The sequence below is a fragment of the Limnohabitans sp. MMS-10A-178 genome, assembly GCF_003063375.1.
Lineage (GTDB): Bacteria > Pseudomonadota > Gammaproteobacteria > Burkholderiales > Burkholderiaceae_C > Limnohabitans_A.
Genome location: NZ_NERY01000004.1, coordinates 61,259 through 79,467 on the forward strand (window position 1 = coordinate 61,259; position 18,209 = coordinate 79,467).

Here is an 18,209-nt window from a genome sequence, read left to right on the forward strand (position 1 = left end):
GATGGATGGGCTTGTGGTTATCAAGCAGACACAAGCATTATCGCGCGGACTTTGAAGCATTTGCAGTCCTCAGTGGATAATGTCGGTGTGAAGCCTGCTAGACCGTCGCTGGTGCAAGCTGCAAAGCCATTGCTTAGGCAATGGGCCGAAAGGCCGCACTGGAGGAACGTCCGGACTGCACAGGACAGCGTAGGAGGTAACACCTCTCCACCGAAAGGCCGCAAGGCACCAAGGTGAGGATTAGAGCAACAGAGACGAGCCGATTGAGTTCGGGTGAAACGGGCAATCTCTACGCGCAGCAATACCAAATAGGCACACGTTGATCTGGTTCCGGAGAGTGTGCGGGTAGGTAGCATCGAGCCGAGTGGGCAACTCTCGGCCCAGAGTAATGGCGGTCACATTGAGGGCAACTTCAATGCACAGAATCCGGCTTATCGGCAGGCTTCACACTTTTATCTTGGCATCAAGCCATGAAAAAACGCGCCCTGAAGCGCGTTTTTGTGAGTTCAGCACAAGGCTGATGAAGTGTGAATTTAGCGCGTAGGCACCAAGCTGGTTGCCAATGCAAACACAGAATTGGGCACGTTCATTTTGACGGGCTGACTTTTGGGCTTGGCAAAGACGCCACGCTTGACCACGGAAGGTGCTGGCTCAACCGTAATGCCTTTGGCACGCTGCTCAGACACCAACTGACGCAAGCTGATGGACTGCAAATGAGCCAACATTTTTTCGTTCAGGCTGGCCCACAATTCGCTGCTCATCCAGTTGTTGGCTTCTGAGTTGATCTCCTCTGAATCTGAGGAAAAGTCGACGGCGCTCACAATATCGGCCATGGTGATTTTTTCGGCATTGCGGGCCAAAGAATAGCCACCACCGGGGCCACGTGTGCTTTCAACCAAGTGGTGTTGGCGCAGCTTGCTGAACAATTGTTCGAGGTAGGACAGCGAAATTTGATGACGCTCACTGATGGCCGAGAGCGAGACGGGGCCTCGATCTTCGCGCAAGGCGACATCGATCATGGCCGTGACGGCAAAACGACTTTTAGTGCTCAAACGCATGGTGGAATCCTTTCGGCATATGAGACGCTTCAAATTTACAAACTTAGAAATATTGTCTCAAACTTACAAGCACAAATGAGGATGCCCTGACGAATTTCAAGGGCTTGGTCAAGAAGAATATCTTAAAAATGCCCTAAAACAGACATTTTTCTTTCAAAATCGCTCGTAAGGCATGAGCGCACGCCATTGTCCGGGTGCCAGAGGCGCCATCAAGACCCGCCCCATGCGGACTCTTTTGAGGCCGATCAGCCGCAGTCCCGTATGTTCAATGACACCGGCCGCATACCCCGGCTGGTACCCTTTGAAAGCCATGCGCAATCCAGTTTTTTGGGGCGACTCACTACTGATGCTGGTTTTCAGGCCCGTGGGGCACATGTCGAGGAGCTGATCGGGGCTGACATTGCCTTGAACTTCTGCCAGCAACTCGTGCTCTAAAGGTGTACGCTCATCTTCAAGTTTTCGAAGCATGCTGGGGTCTTCAGACAAAACCACCAAACCTGAGGCCGCGTCTTCTAGGGCGGCAGCGCAATGCAACATTTTGAGAAGTCTGGGCGTGAGGCTGATGCCCGAGCGGTCTTGATTGGATCGCATCTCGGGGGTCAAGTTTGTCCAGATGTGGGTGCGCCCGTGCGGCAGGCAAGTTTGCCCAGCCATTTTGTGCAAGATGACAGTGAGCAGGGGCACTTTGCCGCGCTGCGCGGTGCTGTGAATGTCAATTTTTTCATCGGTCACCCGATGTGCTGGTTCGTCCACCACCACCTCATTGACCTTGACCCACCCCCCCACTATGACTTGCTCGGCTTCGCTGCGTGAGCACTTTAAGATGTCGGCAACCCGCTTGGCCAGTCGAACGCCCTCGGTCGGTTTCAATGTGCTCATGGATGGCGGCTCAAGGGTTGCCAGGCGGCATCGACTGAATGCGGTCAACGTGGGCTTGCAATGAGCGCGCAGCCACAGGCCACAAGCGCTCGGGCACGTCGTTGTAGGCATGTGCCACCCAGTCTTCCAAAGTGCCGTGAGGCAAAGCGCGCATGGCCGCAATCACTTTGGCTTCGCGCTTTAAACGATGGGCTTTGAGTTGGGCAATGGCTTGGGCGGCAAATCCCAAAACATAGCCGTGGGCGGGCAATATAAATTCAAGCTGATGGGCTTGGCATTCACGGGCCAGCAGGTCTAGCGAATCGAGGTAATCGTTCATGCTGCCGTCTGGCGGGTTGACTACCGTGGTGCTGCCATTGAGCACGTGATCGCCGGTGAACAACAAGCCATCTTCCAACAGGGCCAAACACAAATGGTTGGCGGCATGGCCGGGGGTGTGCAGCACTTTCAAGCTGTGCTCACCCACCTTCAAAACTTCGCCGTGTTCGAGTTCGCGATCGGGTTTGAATTGGCTTTGTGCGTTGGCCGTGCTGGCGGAAGACAAGCCCAAGATGGGAGGCATGCCACCTTCTTGTTGCTGGCAAAGCACCTGCAGGGGTTTGGCACCTGGCGAATGATCGGGGTGGGAATGGGTGCACACAATCATGCGAATTTGGCCGCCCGTAGAGCGCCATATTTTTTCTAAATGATCGGGGTCGGCTGGGCCTGGGTCAATCACAATAAAACCACTGTGGGGGTCGCCCACCCAGTAGGTATTGGTGCCGGGGCCAGTCATCACGCCAGGGTTGGGCGCGGTGAGGCGGTGCACGTTTTTTAGGATCGCAACCGGGTGATCAGACTGCCAATCGAGGTGGTGCACGATTTGACCATCGGGGCAGGTGAGGGCCAATTCGCCGTAGGGCGATTCGTGTTCCATGTAGCGCGCTTCTTTGCCGGCTAGCCAGCCTGCGCGCGGACAACTGGTCCACAGCGGTTCGTCATTGACGGCGCAGGCATCGAGCACCGCTTGCACAGTGGCAAATGGGGCGAGGCGCTGCAGGGTGCGGATGGTGGGGAAAATGATGAAAAACTGGCCTGCCTCATGGCGCTGAAGGGCGTCGGCTGGGCGAATCCACTCGGGCTCAAACTGCTCAGACTCATCGGCCACAGGCGTTTGGTCCTCTGGCATGCGCGCCACCAAAAAGGGCACGTCGAAGCGCTTGGGCAAATCGCGGTCGGTGATCCAGTGAGCCAGCACGTACACCTGGTGCGCTGCCAGTTGCAAGCCTAAAGCGGAACATTGGGCGGCAAAGGGCTGGCTTCGGTCGAGCTTGGCGATATCTTGCGCAGTGGCCATGCTTTGGTCGGCCCGGCAGGCCAGCAAGATGCCCAGTTCTTCAAAGCTTTCGCGAATGGCGGCAATGGCCTGCGTGAGGTGCAGGTCGCTTTGCGTGGGCCGGCGCAGGGCTTGGGCGTGTGATGCCGCATCGAGCGGGTCGATGCCACCGCCAGGAAACACATAGGCGCCAGGTGCAAAGCTGGCTGTGAGCGAGCGCCGAGTCATGAGCACTTCAATGCCTTGGGGGCTGTCGCGCAGCAACAGCACTGTGGCGGCCGGCCGAGTAGCGGCGGGCTCTCGCTGGGGATGCAAAAGTTGATGAGGTCTTACCATGTGCTCATTATCAGGCTTTGCGCCAAGGAGGGGCCGAACCGAGGATAATTCGGCCATGCGAATTCGCTTTACAAAAATGCAAGGGGCCGGCAACGATTTTGTGGTGCTTGATGAAACGCAAGCGCGCCACAACTTCAGCACCGCCCAATACCGCTTCTTGGCCGACCGACATTTTGGTGTGGGGGCTGATCAAATTTTGACGGTGCGCCCGGCGCCAAACCCCTCCCTCGACTTTGAATATGTGATTCACAACGCCGATGGCGGTGAGGTGGAGCACTGCGGCAATGGCGCGCGATGTTTTGTACGCTACGTGCGCGACAAAGGCCTGACCACCAAAGACCGTGTTCGCGTGAAAGTGAAGCAAGGCGAAATTGAATTGCAAATGAACGCCGATGGCCGTGTCACGGTCAACATGGGCGCGCCCATTTTTGATGCTTCCAAAGTACCTTTTCAGCTTGAAGGCCTGCAGCTCAAAGTGGTCGGTGATTGCCAAGTCTGGCACTTGCCTTTGAATATCAATGCTGCCAGCAGTGGCTTCGCGGCTGGGGTCGATGTGGCAGTGTTGTCCATGGGCAACCCGCACGCTGTTCAAGTGGTGGACAGCGTCGACACCGCGTCGGTGCTGAGCCTGGGCCCCTTGATTGAAAACCACAGCGCATTTCCCAACCGAGTGAATGCAGGCTTTATGCAGGTCCTCAGTCGCGATGCAATTCGTTTGCGCGTGTTTGAACGCGGTGCCGGCGAAACTTTGGCTTGCGGCACGGGCGCTTGCGCAGCGGTGGTAGCAGGCATCCGCATGGGCTTGCTCAACCCCAAAGTGGATGTGCAAACGCATGGCGGCTTACTCACCATTGAATGGCAGGGCGGCGCTTTGAAAGATGTGTCGCAGCCCGTGCTGATGACCGGCCCAGCCACTTCGGTGTTTGAAGGCGAAATTGACGTTCCCGAATTACCTTGATCAGAAAGACAGGCATGACTCCCACTTCCATCAATCCGATGAACCCCATCACCGAAGATGACATCGCTGAATTCTTGGCCAACACACCTGATTTTTTTGAGCGCCATGCGCAGTTGTTGTCATCGGTTCATTTGATGAGCCCAGACAACCACCGCTCGGTGAGCTTGCAAGAGCGCCAAGCGCAGATGCTGCGCGACAAAATTCGCGCCTTGGAAATGCGCATCATGGACATGATTCGCCATGGCAACGAGAACATGATCATCACAGAGAAGCTGCAAAAATGGGCTTGTGAGTTGTTGCAAACGCCAGCTTCTGAGCGTGTTCCTTCCGCCTTGAAAAATATTGAAATGCGCTTTCAGGTGCCGCAAGTGGCTGTGCGTTTGTGGGGTGTGGCCAATGTCTTTGCCGATGCACCTTATGCGCAAGCTGTGAGTGAAGATGTGAAGCAAGCGGCCGCCAGTTATGCAGCGCCTTTTGTGGGTGCCAGCTCGGGTGTAGAAGCTGTGCAATGGTTGCAAGCACCGGCCCAAGCGGCGTCAGTGGCTTTGTTGCCTCTTCGACTCAGCAAAGATCAAGCACCATTTGGTTTGTTGGTGTTGGCGTCGCCCGATGCACAGCGCTATCACAGCGGCATGGGCACCGACTTTTTAGAGCACTTGGCAGAGCTTTGCAGCGCCGCATTGTCTGCTTTGTTGCCGGCCAAAGGCTAAGGCTTCTGCCATGGATGAGCGCGTTGCGCGGTACCTCGATCATGTGCGTTTTGAAAAACGCTTGGCCGAGCGAACCTCAACGCTGTATGCCTTAGATCTTCAAAAGCTTTTTGATTTGGCGCAGGCCGCCAATGTCGATTTGGCGCAGGTGCAAACCACCCATGTGCGCAGGTGGGTGGCTCAAATGCACAGTGGTGGCCGCACCGGCCGCGGCATTGCACTGATTTTGTCGGGCTGGCGCGGTTTCTACCACTGGTTGGCCCGCGAAAGTCTCATTGCCCATAACCCCGTAGAAGGTGTTCGTGCACCCAAAGTTTCAAAGCCCTTGCCCAAAGCATTGGGCGTGGACGAGGCCGTGCAGTTGGCCGAGCACTCGGAAGAAGCCGACGACCCTTGGCTAGAAGCGCGCGACGCTGCCATGGTGGAGTTGTTGTACGGCTGTGGTTTGCGGGTGGCCGAGCTCACGGGCTTGGATGTGGTGGCCAGCACGGAGGCCGCCAAAAAAGGGCGTGGTTGGATTGACTTGCAAGGCGCCGAGGTCATGGTGCAAGGCAAGGGCGGTAAACGCAGAACGGTGCCACTCGGCCAGTCGGCCATCAAGGCGCTTGAAACATGGCTGCCTTTGCGCAGCCAAGCCATGGGCATGATGACGCAATCTGTGCCGGGCTTATCAGATGCCGCGCTGGCGCTGTTTCCAGGAAAACACGGCACACGCCTCACGGCGCAATCGGTATGGCAACGCTTGAAGCGGCGCAGTTTGTTGGCAGGGCTGGCCACGCCTGTGCATCCCCACATGTTGCGGCACTCTTTTGCCAGCCATGTGCTGCAGTCGAGCAGTGATTTGCGCGCGGTGCAAGAGTTGTTGGGGCATGCCAACATCAGCACCACGCAGGTTTACACGCGCTTGGATTTTCAGCACTTGGCCAAGGCCTACGATGCAGCGCATCCAAGGGCCAAGCGCGGCGCAGGCAACTCAGGAAAAAAATAATCGTCAGTGGCCGCAGACTTTGAGGGCCTCACTGAGTGGGACAATGACAACATGAAAACGATTCGACTCAAAGCTGGCAAAGAACGCTCTTTGCAACGTCAACACCCCTGGATTTTTGAATCGGCCATTGCCAAGGGCAGTGCCGATGCCGGAGAAACTGTACGCGTGGAGTCGCACGAAGGTGTATTTTTGGCGTGGGCAGCTTTCAGCCCCACTTCGCGCATTCGCGCACGGGTTTGGAGTTTTGATGAAACGCAGCGCATTGATGCCGCCTTCATCGAGGGGCTGATTTTTAAATCAGTGCAAGCCCGAAGTTTGTTTGACATTCAAAGCAATGGCATGCGTTTGGTGCACGGCGAGTCTGATGGTTTGCCAGGCTTGGTGGTAGACCGTTATGCCGATACTTTGGTGGCGCAGTTTAGCTCTTGCGGTACGGAGCGGTTTAAGCAGGTAATGGCCGATGCTTTGCTCAAGGCCACTGGTTTGAAAAAGCTTTATGAGCGTTCAGACGCCAATGTGCGATCGCTGGAAGGTTTGCCCGAAGTGATGGGTTGGTTGCGCGGTGAGGGTCCTACCGAAATCACGCTGCAAGAGCATCAGTGGCAACTTTTGCTGAACATTGCGGAGGGGCACAAAACAGGTTTTTATTTGGATCAGCGCGATAGCCGGTACCGCTTTTACCAACACACGTTGTTTCGGAAGTTTCAGCGTGTGCTCAATTGTTATTGCTACACGGGCGGTTTCAGTGTGGCGGCTTTGGCGGGGGGTGCTGCGCATGTCACTTCCATTGATTCTTCGGGGCCTGCCATTGACAAGGCAAAGGCGAATGTGTTGCTGAATGGTTTTGATTTGTCGCGCACCACGTTCATGGATGCTGATGTGAATGCTTCTTTGCGTGCGTTCATTGAGCAAGGTTTGCAGTTTGATGCCATTGTGTTGGACCCGCCTAAGTTTGCGCCTACTGCGGCGCATGCCGATCGGGCTGCTCGGGCTTATAAGGACATCAATCGCTTGGCGTTGAAGTTGTTGGCGCCAGGCGGGGAGTTGTTCACTTATTCTTGTTCGGGGGGCATTGGTGCCGATTTGTTTCACAAGATTGTGGCTTCTGCTGGCACGGATGCGGGGGTGGATGGGTATATCAGTGAGCGTTTGCAGGGGGCGCCGGATCATCCTATGACTGTTTATTTTCCTGAAGGGGAGTACCTGAAGGGGCTGGTTGTGGTGAAGAAGCTCTAAATTCACTTTGCTCGCTGGGCAAGGATGCCTTGTGCGGGCGCCTCATACTGGGGTACCAGAAATCGTTGCCCGCACAAGTCATCCTTACCCAGTATAGGTTTGGTTCGGGTGGGTACACTTCATACCTCTTTTGATTACCGTTTTCTCTCTTTTGGAGTGTTTTCATGGCTTTGATTCCTGCCACCATCCTCACTGGTTTTTTGGGTTCGGGTAAAACCACCTTGCTTAAGCGCGTGCTGACTGAGGCTCACGGGCAAAAGATTGCCATCATTGAGAATGAGTTTGGTGAGGAGAACATTGACAACGACATTTTGGTGTCGGATACCAATGAGCAAATTATTCAGATGAGCAATGGTTGTATTTGCTGCACCATTCGGGAAGATTTGCGCACCACCTTGCAAACGCTGGCGGCTCAGAAGCGCAAGGGTGAGCTCGATTTTGAGCGGGTGGTGATTGAAACTACGGGCTTGGCCGATCCTGGGCCTGTGGCGCAAACTTTTTTCATGGACGATGAAATTGCCGAAAGCTTTTTGCTGGATTCCATTCTCACTTTGGTCGATGCCAAACACGCTGCGCAGCAATTGAACGATCGGCAAGAGGCGCGTCGGCAGGTGGGCTTTGCCGATCAAATTTTCATCAGCAAGGCCGATTTGGTGTCCAAGCCTGAGCTTGAGGCGCTGCAGCACCGTTTGGCGCACATGAACCCCCGTGCGCCACAGAAGGTGGTGCATTTTGGTGAGGTGTCGTTGGCGGAGGTGTTTGATTTGCGTGGCTTTAACTTGAATGCCAAGCTCGACATTGACCCCGACTTTTTGAAAGAAGAAGAGCCTCATGTGCACGATGAGCACTGTGGGCATGATCATGATGACTATGCGCATTCCGATCATGGCCACGATCATGGTCACGCCCATGAAAAGGCACATGACCATGAACACGGCCCGAATTGCGATCACCCCTCACATCAAGGCGAGAGTCATGGCCATCACCATCACTTTGACGACGATGTGAAGAGTTTTGTATTCAGATCAGACAAAGCCTTCGATCCGGCCAAATTGGAAGACTTTTTGGGTGCCATCGTGAATGTTTATGGCCCCCGGATGCTGCGATACAAGGGTGTATTGAATATGAAAGGTACTGAAAGAAAAGTGATCTTTCAGGGTGTTCACCAGCTGATGGGAAGCGATTTAGGCCCTGTTTGGGGTGAAAACGAGGCCAAAGTGAGCAAAATGGTGTTCATTGGCATTGACCTGCCCAAGGATATTTTGTTGCAAGGTTTGGAGCAATGTTTGGTTTAGTTTTGAAGAAAGCGTTTTGAGGCCGTTCAGTCGCTACAATCTGCGCCCTGACGGGGTACCTTAATTGGAACTCCGATGCGCCCAGAAGGTCGAAAAATATGGGTTTTGACGCAAATGAACCGATGACCACAATTCATTTGCAAATGGCTGATGCCCTGGGTAATGCCTGAGGGTTTGTAAGCCGCCACGGCTAGGAGACAGGACGTGAAAAAGCCCCTTAAAACGAGCTCGAAAACTACAGTGAAAAAAACAAGTTCGCCAGCCAGTGTCAAAGCGACTGCCAAAGCCAAGCCGGCTGCAGCCGTTAAAAAGCTGAGCAAACCTGCGCCGGCCAAAAAAACGGCTTCCAAACCTGTCCCTAAATCTGCAGCTAAACCTGCAAGCAAGCCTGTAACCAAACCAGCAACTAAGCCTGCTTCCAAGCCTGATGCCAAAGCTGTTGTGAAAAAAGAAGCGGCAAAACCATTGAAGTCGGTGGCCAAACCGGTCGTTAAGCCCGTTGCCAAAGCCCCAGCAAAGCCTGTTTCGCAAGCCAAAGTTGCACCTAAATCTGCAGCCAAAGCCGCACCCAAAGTCGCACCAAAAGCCCCTCCTAAAGTGGTCGCCAAAGCAGCCCCAAAAGCGGCCCCGATACCCACCACAAAACCCACCACAAAACCCACCACAAAACCAACAGCCAAACCAGCCGACAAGGCCCCAGCTGTTGACAAGCCAGCGTCACAGCCTGCCAAAGCAGAAAAACCTGTTAAAGCCGAAAAGCTGGCTAAGCCCGCAAAGCCTCCAAAGGCTGACAAAACGCCTGCAGTCCTTGCAGCACCTGTTGCCGCAGCGCCCGTCGTTTCGGGTGATGTGCCTGCGCGTGCGGTTCGCCCGTCTGCCCGTCTTGCCCAAATTACAGTGCCATCGATGGCTCAATCGGTGGCCTCCACGGCTGCAAAAGCCAGTTACCTGCAAAACATGCCTACTCAAGTCCTGACGCCTCCCCCCTTCGTTGCTGTGAAAAAAGATCCCAAATTGGCCAATAACTGGAAAACCAAAAAACCCGATCAGCTGACCGATGCAGAAGTCATGGCCATGTCCGACAACGACTACATGAACGACGCTCAGTTGGCTTATTTCCGACTCAAATTGGTACAACTCAAGCAAGGCATCTTGGCCAATGCTGGCGAAACTACTGAGCATTTGCGTGAGGACACCGTGGTGGTGCCCGACCCTGCAGACCGCGCCACCATTGAAGAAGAGCATGCTTTGGAGTTGCGCACCCGCGACCGCGAGCGCAAGTTGTTGAAAAAGATCGAGCAGTCCATTCAGCGCATTGATGCTGGCGACTATGGCTATTGCGATGAAACAGGCGAGCCCATTGGTGTGGGTCGTTTGTTGGCTCGACCTACGGCCAATTTGTCTTTGGAAGCGCAGCAACGCCGTGAACTCAAACAAAAAATGTTTGGCGATTAATTCGGTTTTGATAAATTCCCAAAAGGCTCCTCCAGGAGCCTTTTTTTCATCCTTCAGAACAAACTGACTTGTTCCGAAAAAAAATTGAAAAGAATGTCAAAATTTTTTCACAATCAAAATGTCTCAGAAGTTACTTGCAGACAAACTTCTAAGTACCTAATTTTCAAGGATTTTTTCTCCTAATTTCTCATTGAAAGTGTGCTCTAAGCCCTTGATTTCATTGAAAAAAACTTGAATAGCCCCCTTGTGGGTGCGTGAATTCCTGATACAGTGCAAAAAAGTGCAATTAAGTGGGAGAAATGCCCAGATTGCAGTTGTTGTTTACAGGAATTGAGAATCAAGTGTTTCAAGGTGCATCTTCGTTGAGTTTGGACGCCAAAGGCCGCCTGTCGGTGCCTACGCGTCACCGCGAGGTTTTGAGTGCCACTGCAGGCGGCCAGCTCACCATCACAAAACACCCGCATGGTTGCTTGATGCTGTTTCCGCGCACGGAGTGGGAGCGTTTCCGTGAGCGCATTGCCCAACTGCCCATGGAAGCGCAGTGGTGGAAGCGAATTTTTTTAGGCAACGCCATGGATGTGGAAATGGATGGCACTGGCCGCGTTCTCATTTCGCCTGAGCTGCGCGCCGCTGCTGGCATCGCCAAAGACACCATCTTGCTCGGCATGGGCAACCACTTTGAGTTGTGGGACAAAACTGCCTACGACAACCAAGAGGCCAAGGCCATGCAGGGCGACATGCCCGATGTCTTTAAGGACTTTACGTTCTGAGGCTTGCGTGACGACACCTACTTGGCAACACACCACCGTATTGCTCACTGAGGCAGTAGATGCATTGATCGCCGATGCAGGCGAAACCGCCAAACAAAATGTGTATGTCGATGCCACCTTTGGCCGAGGCGGCCACTCACGTTTGATTTTGTCTCGTCTCCCAGCAGATGCGCAGTTGATAGCTTTTGACAAAGATGTAGAAGCCATAGCAGAGGCTGCGCAAATCACAGATGCCCGATTTTCAATTCGGCATGAAGGCTTTCGGCACCTTGGCGAATTGCCACTCGGCGGCATTGCAGGCGTGTTGATGGACCTGGGAATCAGCTCCCCCCAAATTGACAACCCCGACAGGGGTTTTTCTTTTCGTTTCGATGGCCCCTTAGACATGCGCATGGACACCACGCGCGGTCAGAGTGTGGCCGAGTGGCTGGCCTCTGCCAGCGTAGATCAGATCACGGAGGTTGTGCGTGACTATGGCGAAGAACGGTTTGCTTTTCCGATTGCAAAGGCGATTGTGGCTCGCAGACAAGAGCGGGGCCCAATTTCAACCACCGCCGATTTGGCCGGGATCGTGGCTAGCACGGTCAAAACCCGCGAGCCGGGCAAGGACCCTGCAACGCGGACATTTCAGGCTCTTCGGATTTTCATCAACGCCGAGCTTGAGGAGCTTGAACAAGCGCTAGAAGCCAGCCTCAAGGTGTTGCAACCGGGTGGTCGTTTGGTGGTTATCAGTTTTCATTCTTTGGAAGACCGCATCGTGAAGCAATTCATTGCGAAGCACTCCAAAGAAGTTTATGACCGACGCGCGCCATTTGCGGTGCCGCAGGAAATGAAATTGAAATCAGTGGAGCGCGTTCGCCCAAGCGATGCTGAGGTGTCTGCCAACCCGCGTGCTCGCAGCGCCATCATGCGCGTGGCAGAGAGAACGGCGGTGCCAGCATGACGCGCCTGAACTTGTTCTTGGTGATTGCCATCATTTTGTCGGCCATGTTTTTGGTGCACAGCCATTACCAGGCGCGGCGCTCATTCATGGTCTTAGAAGCGGCCATGAAAGAGACCTCACGCCTTGAGATAGAGCACGAGCGCTTGCAAATAGAAAGGCGTTCACAAGCCTCACCGCTGCGCATTGAGCAAATTGCAAAACAACAATTGCAAATGCGCTTGGTCACCCCTGGCGTCACGCAATACGTGAAGCAACCCACTGACATGCAAACCTTGGCAGAGCGCCAGAGCGTGAAGAAGGCTGAAAAGCCAGTGCAGGAGAAGCCATGAGCCGAAGTGTTCAGCTTTCTTCAAGCCCTTTGCTGGCCAGCAAAACGCCTGTATGGCGCAGCAAATTGATTGTGGCTGCCATGGCCATTGCCTTTGTGGGCTTGGCAGGACGAGCCTTTTATGTGCAGGTGTTTGACAACGCATTTTTCAAACGCCAAGGTGAAGTGCGTTTTGCCAGAACCCTGACCTTACCCGCCAACCGAGGCCGCATTTTGGATCGCAATGGTTTGATCTTGGCTTCCAGCGTGCCAGCCCCCAGTGTGTGGGCCAATCCAGAAGAGATTGACAGATCGCCTGAAGGCTTGCGTAAGTTGAGCAAGCTGCTTGAGATGACGCCAGCGGAGTTGTCGAAGAAATTAGAAAACGAAGACAAAACATTTGTATGGCTTCGCCGGCAAATGGACGAGCCTGTGGTGAAACAAGTTTTGGCCTTGAACATCAAGGGCATCTACACCATCAAAGAATACAAGCGTTTGTACCCCGAAGGTGAATCGGCGGCTCACATTGTGGGCTTCACCAACGTGGAAGACAAAGGCCAAGAAGGCGTCGAGTTAATTTTCCAAAATCAACTTGCTGGCAAAACAGGATCGCGCCGTGTGATCAAAGACCGCTTGGGCCGTGTGGTGGAAGATGTGGGGCAAATGACACCGCCTATTGATGGTGAAGATTTGCAATTGAGCATCGACAGCAAGGTTCAATTTTTTGCCTATCAAAAATTGCGCGAAGCCGTTCTCGAACACAAAGCCAAGGCGGGTAGCGTGGTGGTGCTCGATGCCCAATCGGGCGAAATTTTGGCATTGGCCAACTACCCCAGCTATTCGCCCGATAAGCGTGTCAATTTGAATGGCGAGCAATTGCGCAACCGTGCGCTCACTGACAGCTTTGAGCCTGGCTCTACGATGAAGCCTTTTGCCATTGCCTTGGCCTTAGAAAAAGGCATTGTCAAACCCGAGACGATTATTCAAACCGCGCCTGGCTCGATCAATATCACTGGCTCTACCATCACCGACACACACCCCTACGGTGCGCTCACAGTGAATGAGGTCATGCAAAAGTCAAGCAATGTGGGCACCGTGAAAATTGCCATGCAGCTGCAACCCCGTGAGATGTGGGAAATGTTCACTGCGGTTGGCTTGGGCCAGAAACCTCAATTGCCTTTCCCAGGTGTGGTGAGTGGTCGTTTGCGTGCTGCCAAAACTTGGCGCCCTATTGAACAAGCCACCATGAGTTATGGCTACGGCGTTTCAACCAGCTTGTTTCAAATGGCTAGGGCTTACACCATTTTTGCCAGTGACGGCAAAGTCATGCCAGCCACCCTCATGAAGAATGGTCAAGTGCCAGTCGGTGTGCCCGTAATCAGTCCAGAAAATGCACAAGCCGTTCGCCACATGTTGAACATGGCAGCAGGCCCTGGAGGGACCGCCCAAAAAGCGCAAACCATGGGTTATTCGGTGGGCGGGAAAACGGGCACGGCTCACAAGCAAGAGGGCAAAGGCTACGCAGGTAAAAAATACCGCGGTATGTTTGTGGGCATGGCGCCCATTGAAAAACCTCGCATTGTGGTGGCCGTCATGATCGATGAGCCTACCAATGGTCGTTATTACGGCGGCGATGTGGCCGCGCCAGTTTTCAGCCAAACCGTGCAGCAAAGTTTGCGCCTAATGGGTGTGCAACCCGATATGAGCGTGAAACCACAAATTGTGGCCAATGGTGTGGAGGAGTCGTTCTGATGCAAACCTTGCACAGTCCTGCTCAAGCCGCACAATGGTTGCGTCAACACGTCACAGGTGCGCTGTGCACAGACAGCCGTGCAGTGCAAAAAGGGGATGCCTTCATTGCGTGGCCAGGTGCTGCCACCGACGGCCGCGCTTATGTGGCTTCGGCGTTTGCGCAAGGTGCCCAAGTTTGTTTGGTGGAAGCCGAAGCCTGCCAACAATGGCTTCCAACATGGCAAGCTGCAGAAGACCGAGTCGAAAATCATGTGGCCGCTTACGCAGGTTTGAAGGCAGACACAGGTTGGATTGCAGATGCCTACTATGAACAACCCAGCCAAGCCCTGCAGGTTTTGGCGGTGACGGGAACCAATGGCAAAACTTCGACCACTTGGTGGTTGGCACAAGCCATCAATGCCTTGTCATCCAAGCCAGGTGCAGATTCTTCAGGGCGCTGTGCCATTGTGGGCACACTGGGCGTTGGCCAGCCCCCTGAATTGATGCACACGGGCATGACCACGCCCGATCCTGTGTTGTTGCAAGCGCAGTTTAGAAAATTTGTTGCTGCGGGAATCACGCACTGTGCCATCGAAGCCAGCTCCATTGGCATTGCAGAACAACGCTTGGCGGGTACCCGCATTCAACTGGCCTTGCTGACCAACTTTACCCAAGACCATTTGGACTATCACGGCTCCATGGCCGCCTACTGGCAAGCCAAAGAGGCACTCTTTGCATGGCCAGAACTTGAATTGGCGGTGATCAATGTCGATGATGTGCAAGGTGCCAAGTTGGCGTCTGATTTATCACAAGGGCGCTTGGCGACAGAACTTTGGACTTGCTCAAGCCAAGGCCACAAGGCCCGCTTGCAAGCTCGAAATGTGAAACGCAATGTCACGGGCTTGAGCTTTGATGTGGTTGAGGGTTCGCACAGTGTGCACCTGCAAACGTCATTGATGGGTGATTACAACGTTGACAATGTATTGGGGGTTATTGCTGCATTGCGAGCGCTCAAATACAACTTGGCCGACATTGTTGAAGTTTGCGCACAACTCAAAGCAGTGCCAGGCCGAATGGAAAAAGTCACGGGTGTCGAGGGCGTCCAATTGCCTCTGACGGTGGTGGACTATGCGCACACGCCCGATGCTGTGACGCAAACCTTGTTGGCCTTGAAGCCAATGACCGATGCCTTGGGCTCGCAACTTTGGTGTGTCTTGGGTTGCGGTGGTGATCGCGATGCCAGCAAGCGACCTTTGATGGCTGCAGCTGCGGAGTCAGTGGCGCATCACTTGGTTCTTACAAGCGATAACCCCCGCAGTGAATTGCCAGATCAAATTGTGCGTGACATGCAGCAAGGCTTGAAAGCCCCTGAAAAAGCGCGTCAAGAACTTGATCGTGCACAAGCTATTTTCCAAACGGTGATGCAGGCTGGCCAGCGCGATGTGATTTTGATTGCTGGCAAAGGCCATGAAGATACCCAAGAAATTGCAGGTGTTAAATATCCCTTTGACGATCGCGTGCATGCACACAATGCGCTTGTGCAGCGTGCCCGTGAAATTCAGCCAACAGGGGCTCAGGCATGAACCTGACACTGACACAACTCCAAAATTGGCTGCCACAAGCTGTGCTTGTGAATGCTCCATTGAACAATTCACAAGTTGAGCAGACAGTCATCAAAGCAGTGCGCACGGACAGCCGCAGTGTGGTGGCTGGCGATTTGTTCATTGCCCTGAAGGGTGAAAAATTTGATGGCAATGCATTTTTAGCGCAAGCACAGGCACAGGGCGCTGTTGCTGTTTTGTTTGAAGCGGCTAATTTGGCGCAGGCTCAGCAAATTCCTGATTTGAAAAATATCACGGTGCCAGCATTTTGCGTCTCTAACGCACGTGCCGCATTGGGCGAATTATCTGCACAGTGGCGCCGTCAATTTGAATTGAGCTTGATTGGTGTCACGGGCAGCAATGGCAAGACCACCGTCACGCAAATGATTGCATCTGTCTTGCGCGCCGACACCGCCTCAGCCTCTTTGTCAACACAAGGCAATTTGAACAATGAAATTGGTGTGCCTTTGACCTTGTTTAACTTGCGCCCAGAACACCAGCGCGCTGTGGTGGAGCTGGGCATGAATCATCCTGGTGAAATTGAAGTGCTGGCGCAATTTGCACAGCCCACCATTGGCTTGGTCAACAACGCGCAAAGAGAGCACCAAGAATTCATGAGCACGGTCGAAGCGGTGGCCATTGAAAATGGTGAAGTGATTCGTGCTCTACCTGCCAAGGGTGTCGCTGTTTTCCCAGCGCAAGATGCCTACACCCAACTTTGGCAGAAGTTGGCCGATGCCCGCCCCGTATTGACCTTTGGTTTCACGCAAGGCGATGTTCAGGCGCACGACATTGAGTGGCGAAATGGCGCATGGTCATTCCAACTCTGGACCCAACAGACCACACAACAGACCACACAACAGACCTCATTACCATGCCGCTTGAACATTGCGGGCCGCCACAATATTTTGAATGCCCTGGCTGCCACAGCCTGTGCATTGGCTGCGGGAATGAGCTTACCTGTCATTGTGAAAGGGCTCGAAAGCTTTGAGCCTGTGAAAGGTCGCTCTAAGTCGTGTGAGTGGCAAATCGACGGCCACGCGTTCACCTTGATTGACGATACCTACAACGCCAACCCCGATTCTGTTCGGGCGGCCATTGAGGTGTTGGCTGAATTGCCAGCGCCACGCTTGTTGATTTTGGGTGACATGGGTGAGGTGGGTTTGCAAGGCGCCGAGTTTCACCAAGAAGTGGGCGCCTATGCAAAAGATTGCACCATTCAATCTTTGTTCACTTTGGGCGATTTGTGCCAACACAGCAGCCAAGCCTTTGAGGGTGCCGTCCATTTCTCTGACATGGACAGTTTGCAAGCCCGGGTCTTGTCAGATATTTCGGCCTACAACAGCGTGCTGGTGAAGGGCTCGCGGTTTATGAAAATGGAGCGCGTGGTAGAAGCTTTGCGCAATAGGTTTGAGCAAGCGCAAGCTTCAGAAAGAGAGTCAGTCCATGCTGCTTAATTTGGCGCAATGGTTGCAAACTTTATCGCCCGATTGGGGTTTCCTGCGTATTTTTCAGTACATCACTTTCCGCGCAGTGATGGCCGCTTTGACATCGCTTCTGATAGGACTGATTGCGGGCCCCATGGTTATTCGCCGTTTGACCGCCCTCAAAATTGGTCAGCCCATTCGAGGTTACGGCATGGAGACGCACATGGCCAAAAGTGGCACGCCCACCATGGGTGGTGTGCTCATTTTGTTGTCCATTGCCATCAGCACCTTGTTGTGGTTTGACATCACCAATCGATTTGTCTGGATTGTGCTCATTGTGACCTTGGGTTTTGGTGCCATTGGTTGGGTTGACGACTGGCGCAAAGTGGTCAACAAAGACCCCGAGGGCATGCGCTCGCGCGAGAAGTATTTCTGGCAGTCTGTCATTGGCATGTTGGCTGCGCTGTGTTTGGTCTTCAGTATTTCTGAAAGTTCCAACATGCGCGTGTTCGATTTGTTTGTGAACTGGGTGAGTTCTGGCTTTGAAGTCAATTTGCCTCCCACAGCAGGTTTGATGGTGCCTTTCTTCAAAGAGGTGAGTTACCCACTGGGCGTGCTCGGCTTCATGATCTTGACCTACTTGGTCATTGTGGGTTCTAGCAATGCAGTCAACCTCACCGATGGCTTGGATGGTTTGGCCATCATGCCCGTGGTCATGGTGGGCTCGGCCTTGGGTGTGTTTGCGTATGTCACAGGCAGCTCGGTTTACGCCAAGTATTTGTTCTTGCCCTACATTCCTGGCACTGGTGAATTGCTTATTTTCTGCGCCGCCATGGCGGGGGCTGGATTGGCATTCTTGTGGTTTAACACGCATCCTGCGCAAGTCTTCATGGGAGACGTGGGCGCTTTGGCATTGGGCGGCGCGCTGGGCACCATTGCCGTCATTGTTCGCCAAGAAATTGTACTGGCCATCATGGGTGGTATTTTTGTGGTGGAAGCCTTGTCGGTCATGGCGCAGGTTTCGTATTTCAAGTACACCAAAAAGAAATATGGCGAAGGTCGGCGTATTTTGAAAATGGCTCCCTTGCACCATCACTTTGAAAAGAGTGGTTGGAAAGAAACGCAAGTGGTGGTGCGGTTTTGGATCATCACCATGCTCTTGTGCTTGGTGGGTCTCTCGACTTTGAAGTTGAGATAAGC

16 protein-coding genes and 1 other RNA gene are annotated in these 18,209 nt (G+C 53.7%); 14 read left to right on the forward strand and 3 right to left on the reverse strand.

Going from position 1 to position 18,209, the window contains the following annotated elements; all coding sequences use genetic code 11:
- Positions 1 to 89 precede the first annotated feature (89 nt).
- An RNA gene (gene rnpB / locus B9Z32_RS13480) (RNase P RNA component class A) lies at positions 90 to 450 on the forward strand.
- 83 nt (positions 451 to 533) lie between these two features.
- Here the strand turns inward: rnpB and B9Z32_RS13485 are convergent.
- The 3 genes from B9Z32_RS13485 to B9Z32_RS13495 all read right to left on the reverse strand — a co-directional run bounded on the left by B9Z32_RS13485 (position 534) and on the right by B9Z32_RS13495 (position 3,588).
- A complete protein-coding gene (locus B9Z32_RS13485) occupies positions 534 to 1,058 on the reverse strand; it encodes an Rrf2 family transcriptional regulator (protein WP_108421962.1) in 525 nt (174 codons plus the stop codon).
- A 153-nt stretch (positions 1,059 to 1,211) separates the two neighbouring features.
- Positions 1,212 to 1,937 (reverse strand): RNA pseudouridine synthase, encoded by a 726-nt coding sequence (locus B9Z32_RS13490; protein ID WP_158268229.1) that lies wholly within the window; start codon positions 1,935 to 1,937, stop codon positions 1,212 to 1,214.
- A 10-nt stretch (positions 1,938 to 1,947) separates the two neighbouring features.
- On the reverse strand, positions 1,948 to 3,588 hold the full coding sequence (locus tag B9Z32_RS13495) for an MBL fold metallo-hydrolase (protein WP_108422070.1): 1,641 nt from the start codon (positions 3,586 to 3,588) through the stop codon (positions 1,948 to 1,950).
- A 55-nt stretch (positions 3,589 to 3,643) separates the two neighbouring features.
- On the opposite strand from B9Z32_RS13495, the gene dapF reads away from it, so the two are divergent.
- The 13 genes from dapF to mraY all read left to right on the forward strand — a co-directional run bounded on the left by dapF (position 3,644) and on the right by mraY (position 18,207).
- A complete protein-coding gene (dapF, locus tag B9Z32_RS13500; RefSeq protein WP_108421964.1) occupies positions 3,644 to 4,546 on the forward strand; it encodes a diaminopimelate epimerase in 903 nt (300 codons plus the stop codon).
- 14 nt (positions 4,547 to 4,560) lie between these two features.
- Entirely contained in the window at positions 4,561 to 5,256 is a 696-nt protein-coding gene (locus B9Z32_RS13505) for a DUF484 family protein (protein ID WP_108422071.1), read from the forward strand.
- A 10-nt stretch (positions 5,257 to 5,266) separates the two neighbouring features.
- A complete protein-coding gene (locus tag B9Z32_RS13510) occupies positions 5,267 to 6,244 on the forward strand; it encodes a tyrosine recombinase XerC (RefSeq protein ID WP_108421965.1) in 978 nt (325 codons plus the stop codon).
- 51 nt (positions 6,245 to 6,295) lie between these two features.
- Positions 6,296 to 7,480 carry a class I SAM-dependent rRNA methyltransferase gene (locus B9Z32_RS13515; protein WP_108422072.1) on the forward strand — a complete coding sequence of 395 codons (1,185 nt, stop codon included), beginning with the start codon at positions 6,296 to 6,298 and terminating at the stop codon, positions 7,478 to 7,480.
- A gap of 164 nt (positions 7,481 to 7,644) precedes the next feature.
- The gene (locus tag B9Z32_RS13520; RefSeq protein WP_108421966.1) at positions 7,645 to 8,775 is read left to right on the forward strand and encodes a GTP-binding protein; all 1,131 of its coding nucleotides are present in this window, start codon (positions 7,645 to 7,647) and stop codon (positions 8,773 to 8,775) included.
- 240 nt (positions 8,776 to 9,015) lie between these two features.
- Complete coding sequence (dksA, locus tag B9Z32_RS13525; RefSeq protein WP_233248327.1) at positions 9,016 to 10,230, forward strand: RNA polymerase-binding protein DksA; 1,215 nt, start codon at positions 9,016 to 9,018, stop codon at positions 10,228 to 10,230.
- A 341-nt stretch (positions 10,231 to 10,571) separates the two neighbouring features.
- On the forward strand, positions 10,572 to 11,000 hold the full coding sequence (gene mraZ / locus B9Z32_RS13530; protein ID WP_108422074.1) for a division/cell wall cluster transcriptional repressor MraZ: 429 nt from the start codon (positions 10,572 to 10,574) through the stop codon (positions 10,998 to 11,000).
- Between the two features lie 7 nt (positions 11,001 to 11,007).
- Complete coding sequence (rsmH, locus tag B9Z32_RS13535; protein ID WP_233248328.1) at positions 11,008 to 11,943, forward strand: 16S rRNA (cytosine(1402)-N(4))-methyltransferase RsmH; 936 nt, start codon at positions 11,008 to 11,010, stop codon at positions 11,941 to 11,943.
- On the forward strand, positions 11,940 to 12,272 hold the full coding sequence (ftsL, locus tag B9Z32_RS13540; protein WP_108421968.1) for a cell division protein FtsL: 333 nt from the start codon (positions 11,940 to 11,942) through the stop codon (positions 12,270 to 12,272). The genes rsmH and ftsL overlap by 4 nt, the downstream gene beginning before the upstream one ends.
- Positions 12,269 to 14,002: a penicillin-binding protein 2 gene (locus tag B9Z32_RS13545; RefSeq protein WP_108421969.1), complete on the forward strand. Its 1,734-nt coding sequence runs from the start codon at positions 12,269 to 12,271 to the stop codon at positions 14,000 to 14,002. Before ftsL ends, B9Z32_RS13545 begins: the two co-directional genes overlap by 4 nt.
- Positions 14,002 to 15,564 carry a UDP-N-acetylmuramoyl-L-alanyl-D-glutamate--2,6-diaminopimelate ligase gene (locus tag B9Z32_RS13550; RefSeq protein WP_108421970.1) on the forward strand — a complete coding sequence of 521 codons (1,563 nt, stop codon included), beginning with the start codon at positions 14,002 to 14,004 and terminating at the stop codon, positions 15,562 to 15,564. The genes B9Z32_RS13545 and B9Z32_RS13550 overlap by 1 nt, the downstream gene beginning before the upstream one ends.
- Positions 15,561 to 17,039 carry a UDP-N-acetylmuramoyl-tripeptide--D-alanyl-D-alanine ligase gene (gene murF / locus B9Z32_RS13555; protein WP_108421971.1) on the forward strand — a complete coding sequence of 493 codons (1,479 nt, stop codon included), beginning with the start codon at positions 15,561 to 15,563 and terminating at the stop codon, positions 17,037 to 17,039. Before B9Z32_RS13550 ends, murF begins: the two co-directional genes overlap by 4 nt.
- Positions 17,029 to 18,207 carry a phospho-N-acetylmuramoyl-pentapeptide-transferase gene (mraY, locus tag B9Z32_RS13560; protein ID WP_108421972.1) on the forward strand — a complete coding sequence of 393 codons (1,179 nt, stop codon included), beginning with the start codon at positions 17,029 to 17,031 and terminating at the stop codon, positions 18,205 to 18,207. Before murF ends, mraY begins: the two co-directional genes overlap by 11 nt.
- Positions 18,208 to 18,209 lie beyond the last annotated feature (2 nt).

Bases quoted from the DNA above. Each gene is read 5' to 3' on its own strand.
- B9Z32_RS13485 (WP_108421962.1), bottom strand. From the start codon at position 1,058: ATGCGTTTGAGCACTAAAAGTCGTTTTGCCGTCACGGCCATGATCGAT.
- B9Z32_RS13490 (WP_158268229.1), bottom strand. From the start codon at position 1,937: ATGAGCACATTGAAACCGACCGAGGGCGTTCGACTGGCCAAGCGGGTT.
- B9Z32_RS13495 (WP_108422070.1), bottom strand. From the start codon at position 3,588: ATGGTAAGACCTCATCAACTTTTGCATCCCCAGCGAGAGCCCGCCGCT.
- dapF (WP_108421964.1), top strand. From the start codon at position 3,644: ATGCGAATTCGCTTTACAAAAATGCAAGGGGCCGGCAACGATTTTGTG.
- B9Z32_RS13505 (WP_108422071.1), top strand. From the start codon at position 4,561: ATGACTCCCACTTCCATCAATCCGATGAACCCCATCACCGAAGATGAC.
- B9Z32_RS13510 (WP_108421965.1), top strand. From the start codon at position 5,267: ATGGATGAGCGCGTTGCGCGGTACCTCGATCATGTGCGTTTTGAAAAA.
- B9Z32_RS13515 (WP_108422072.1), top strand. From the start codon at position 6,296: ATGAAAACGATTCGACTCAAAGCTGGCAAAGAACGCTCTTTGCAACGT.
- B9Z32_RS13520 (WP_108421966.1), top strand. From the start codon at position 7,645: ATGGCTTTGATTCCTGCCACCATCCTCACTGGTTTTTTGGGTTCGGGT.
- ftsL (WP_108421968.1), top strand. From the start codon at position 11,940: ATGACGCGCCTGAACTTGTTCTTGGTGATTGCCATCATTTTGTCGGCC.
- B9Z32_RS13545 (WP_108421969.1), top strand. From the start codon at position 12,269: ATGAGCCGAAGTGTTCAGCTTTCTTCAAGCCCTTTGCTGGCCAGCAAA.
- B9Z32_RS13550 (WP_108421970.1), top strand. From the start codon at position 14,002: ATGCAAACCTTGCACAGTCCTGCTCAAGCCGCACAATGGTTGCGTCAA.
- murF (WP_108421971.1), top strand. From the start codon at position 15,561: ATGAACCTGACACTGACACAACTCCAAAATTGGCTGCCACAAGCTGTG.
- mraY (WP_108421972.1), top strand. From the start codon at position 17,029: ATGCTGCTTAATTTGGCGCAATGGTTGCAAACTTTATCGCCCGATTGG.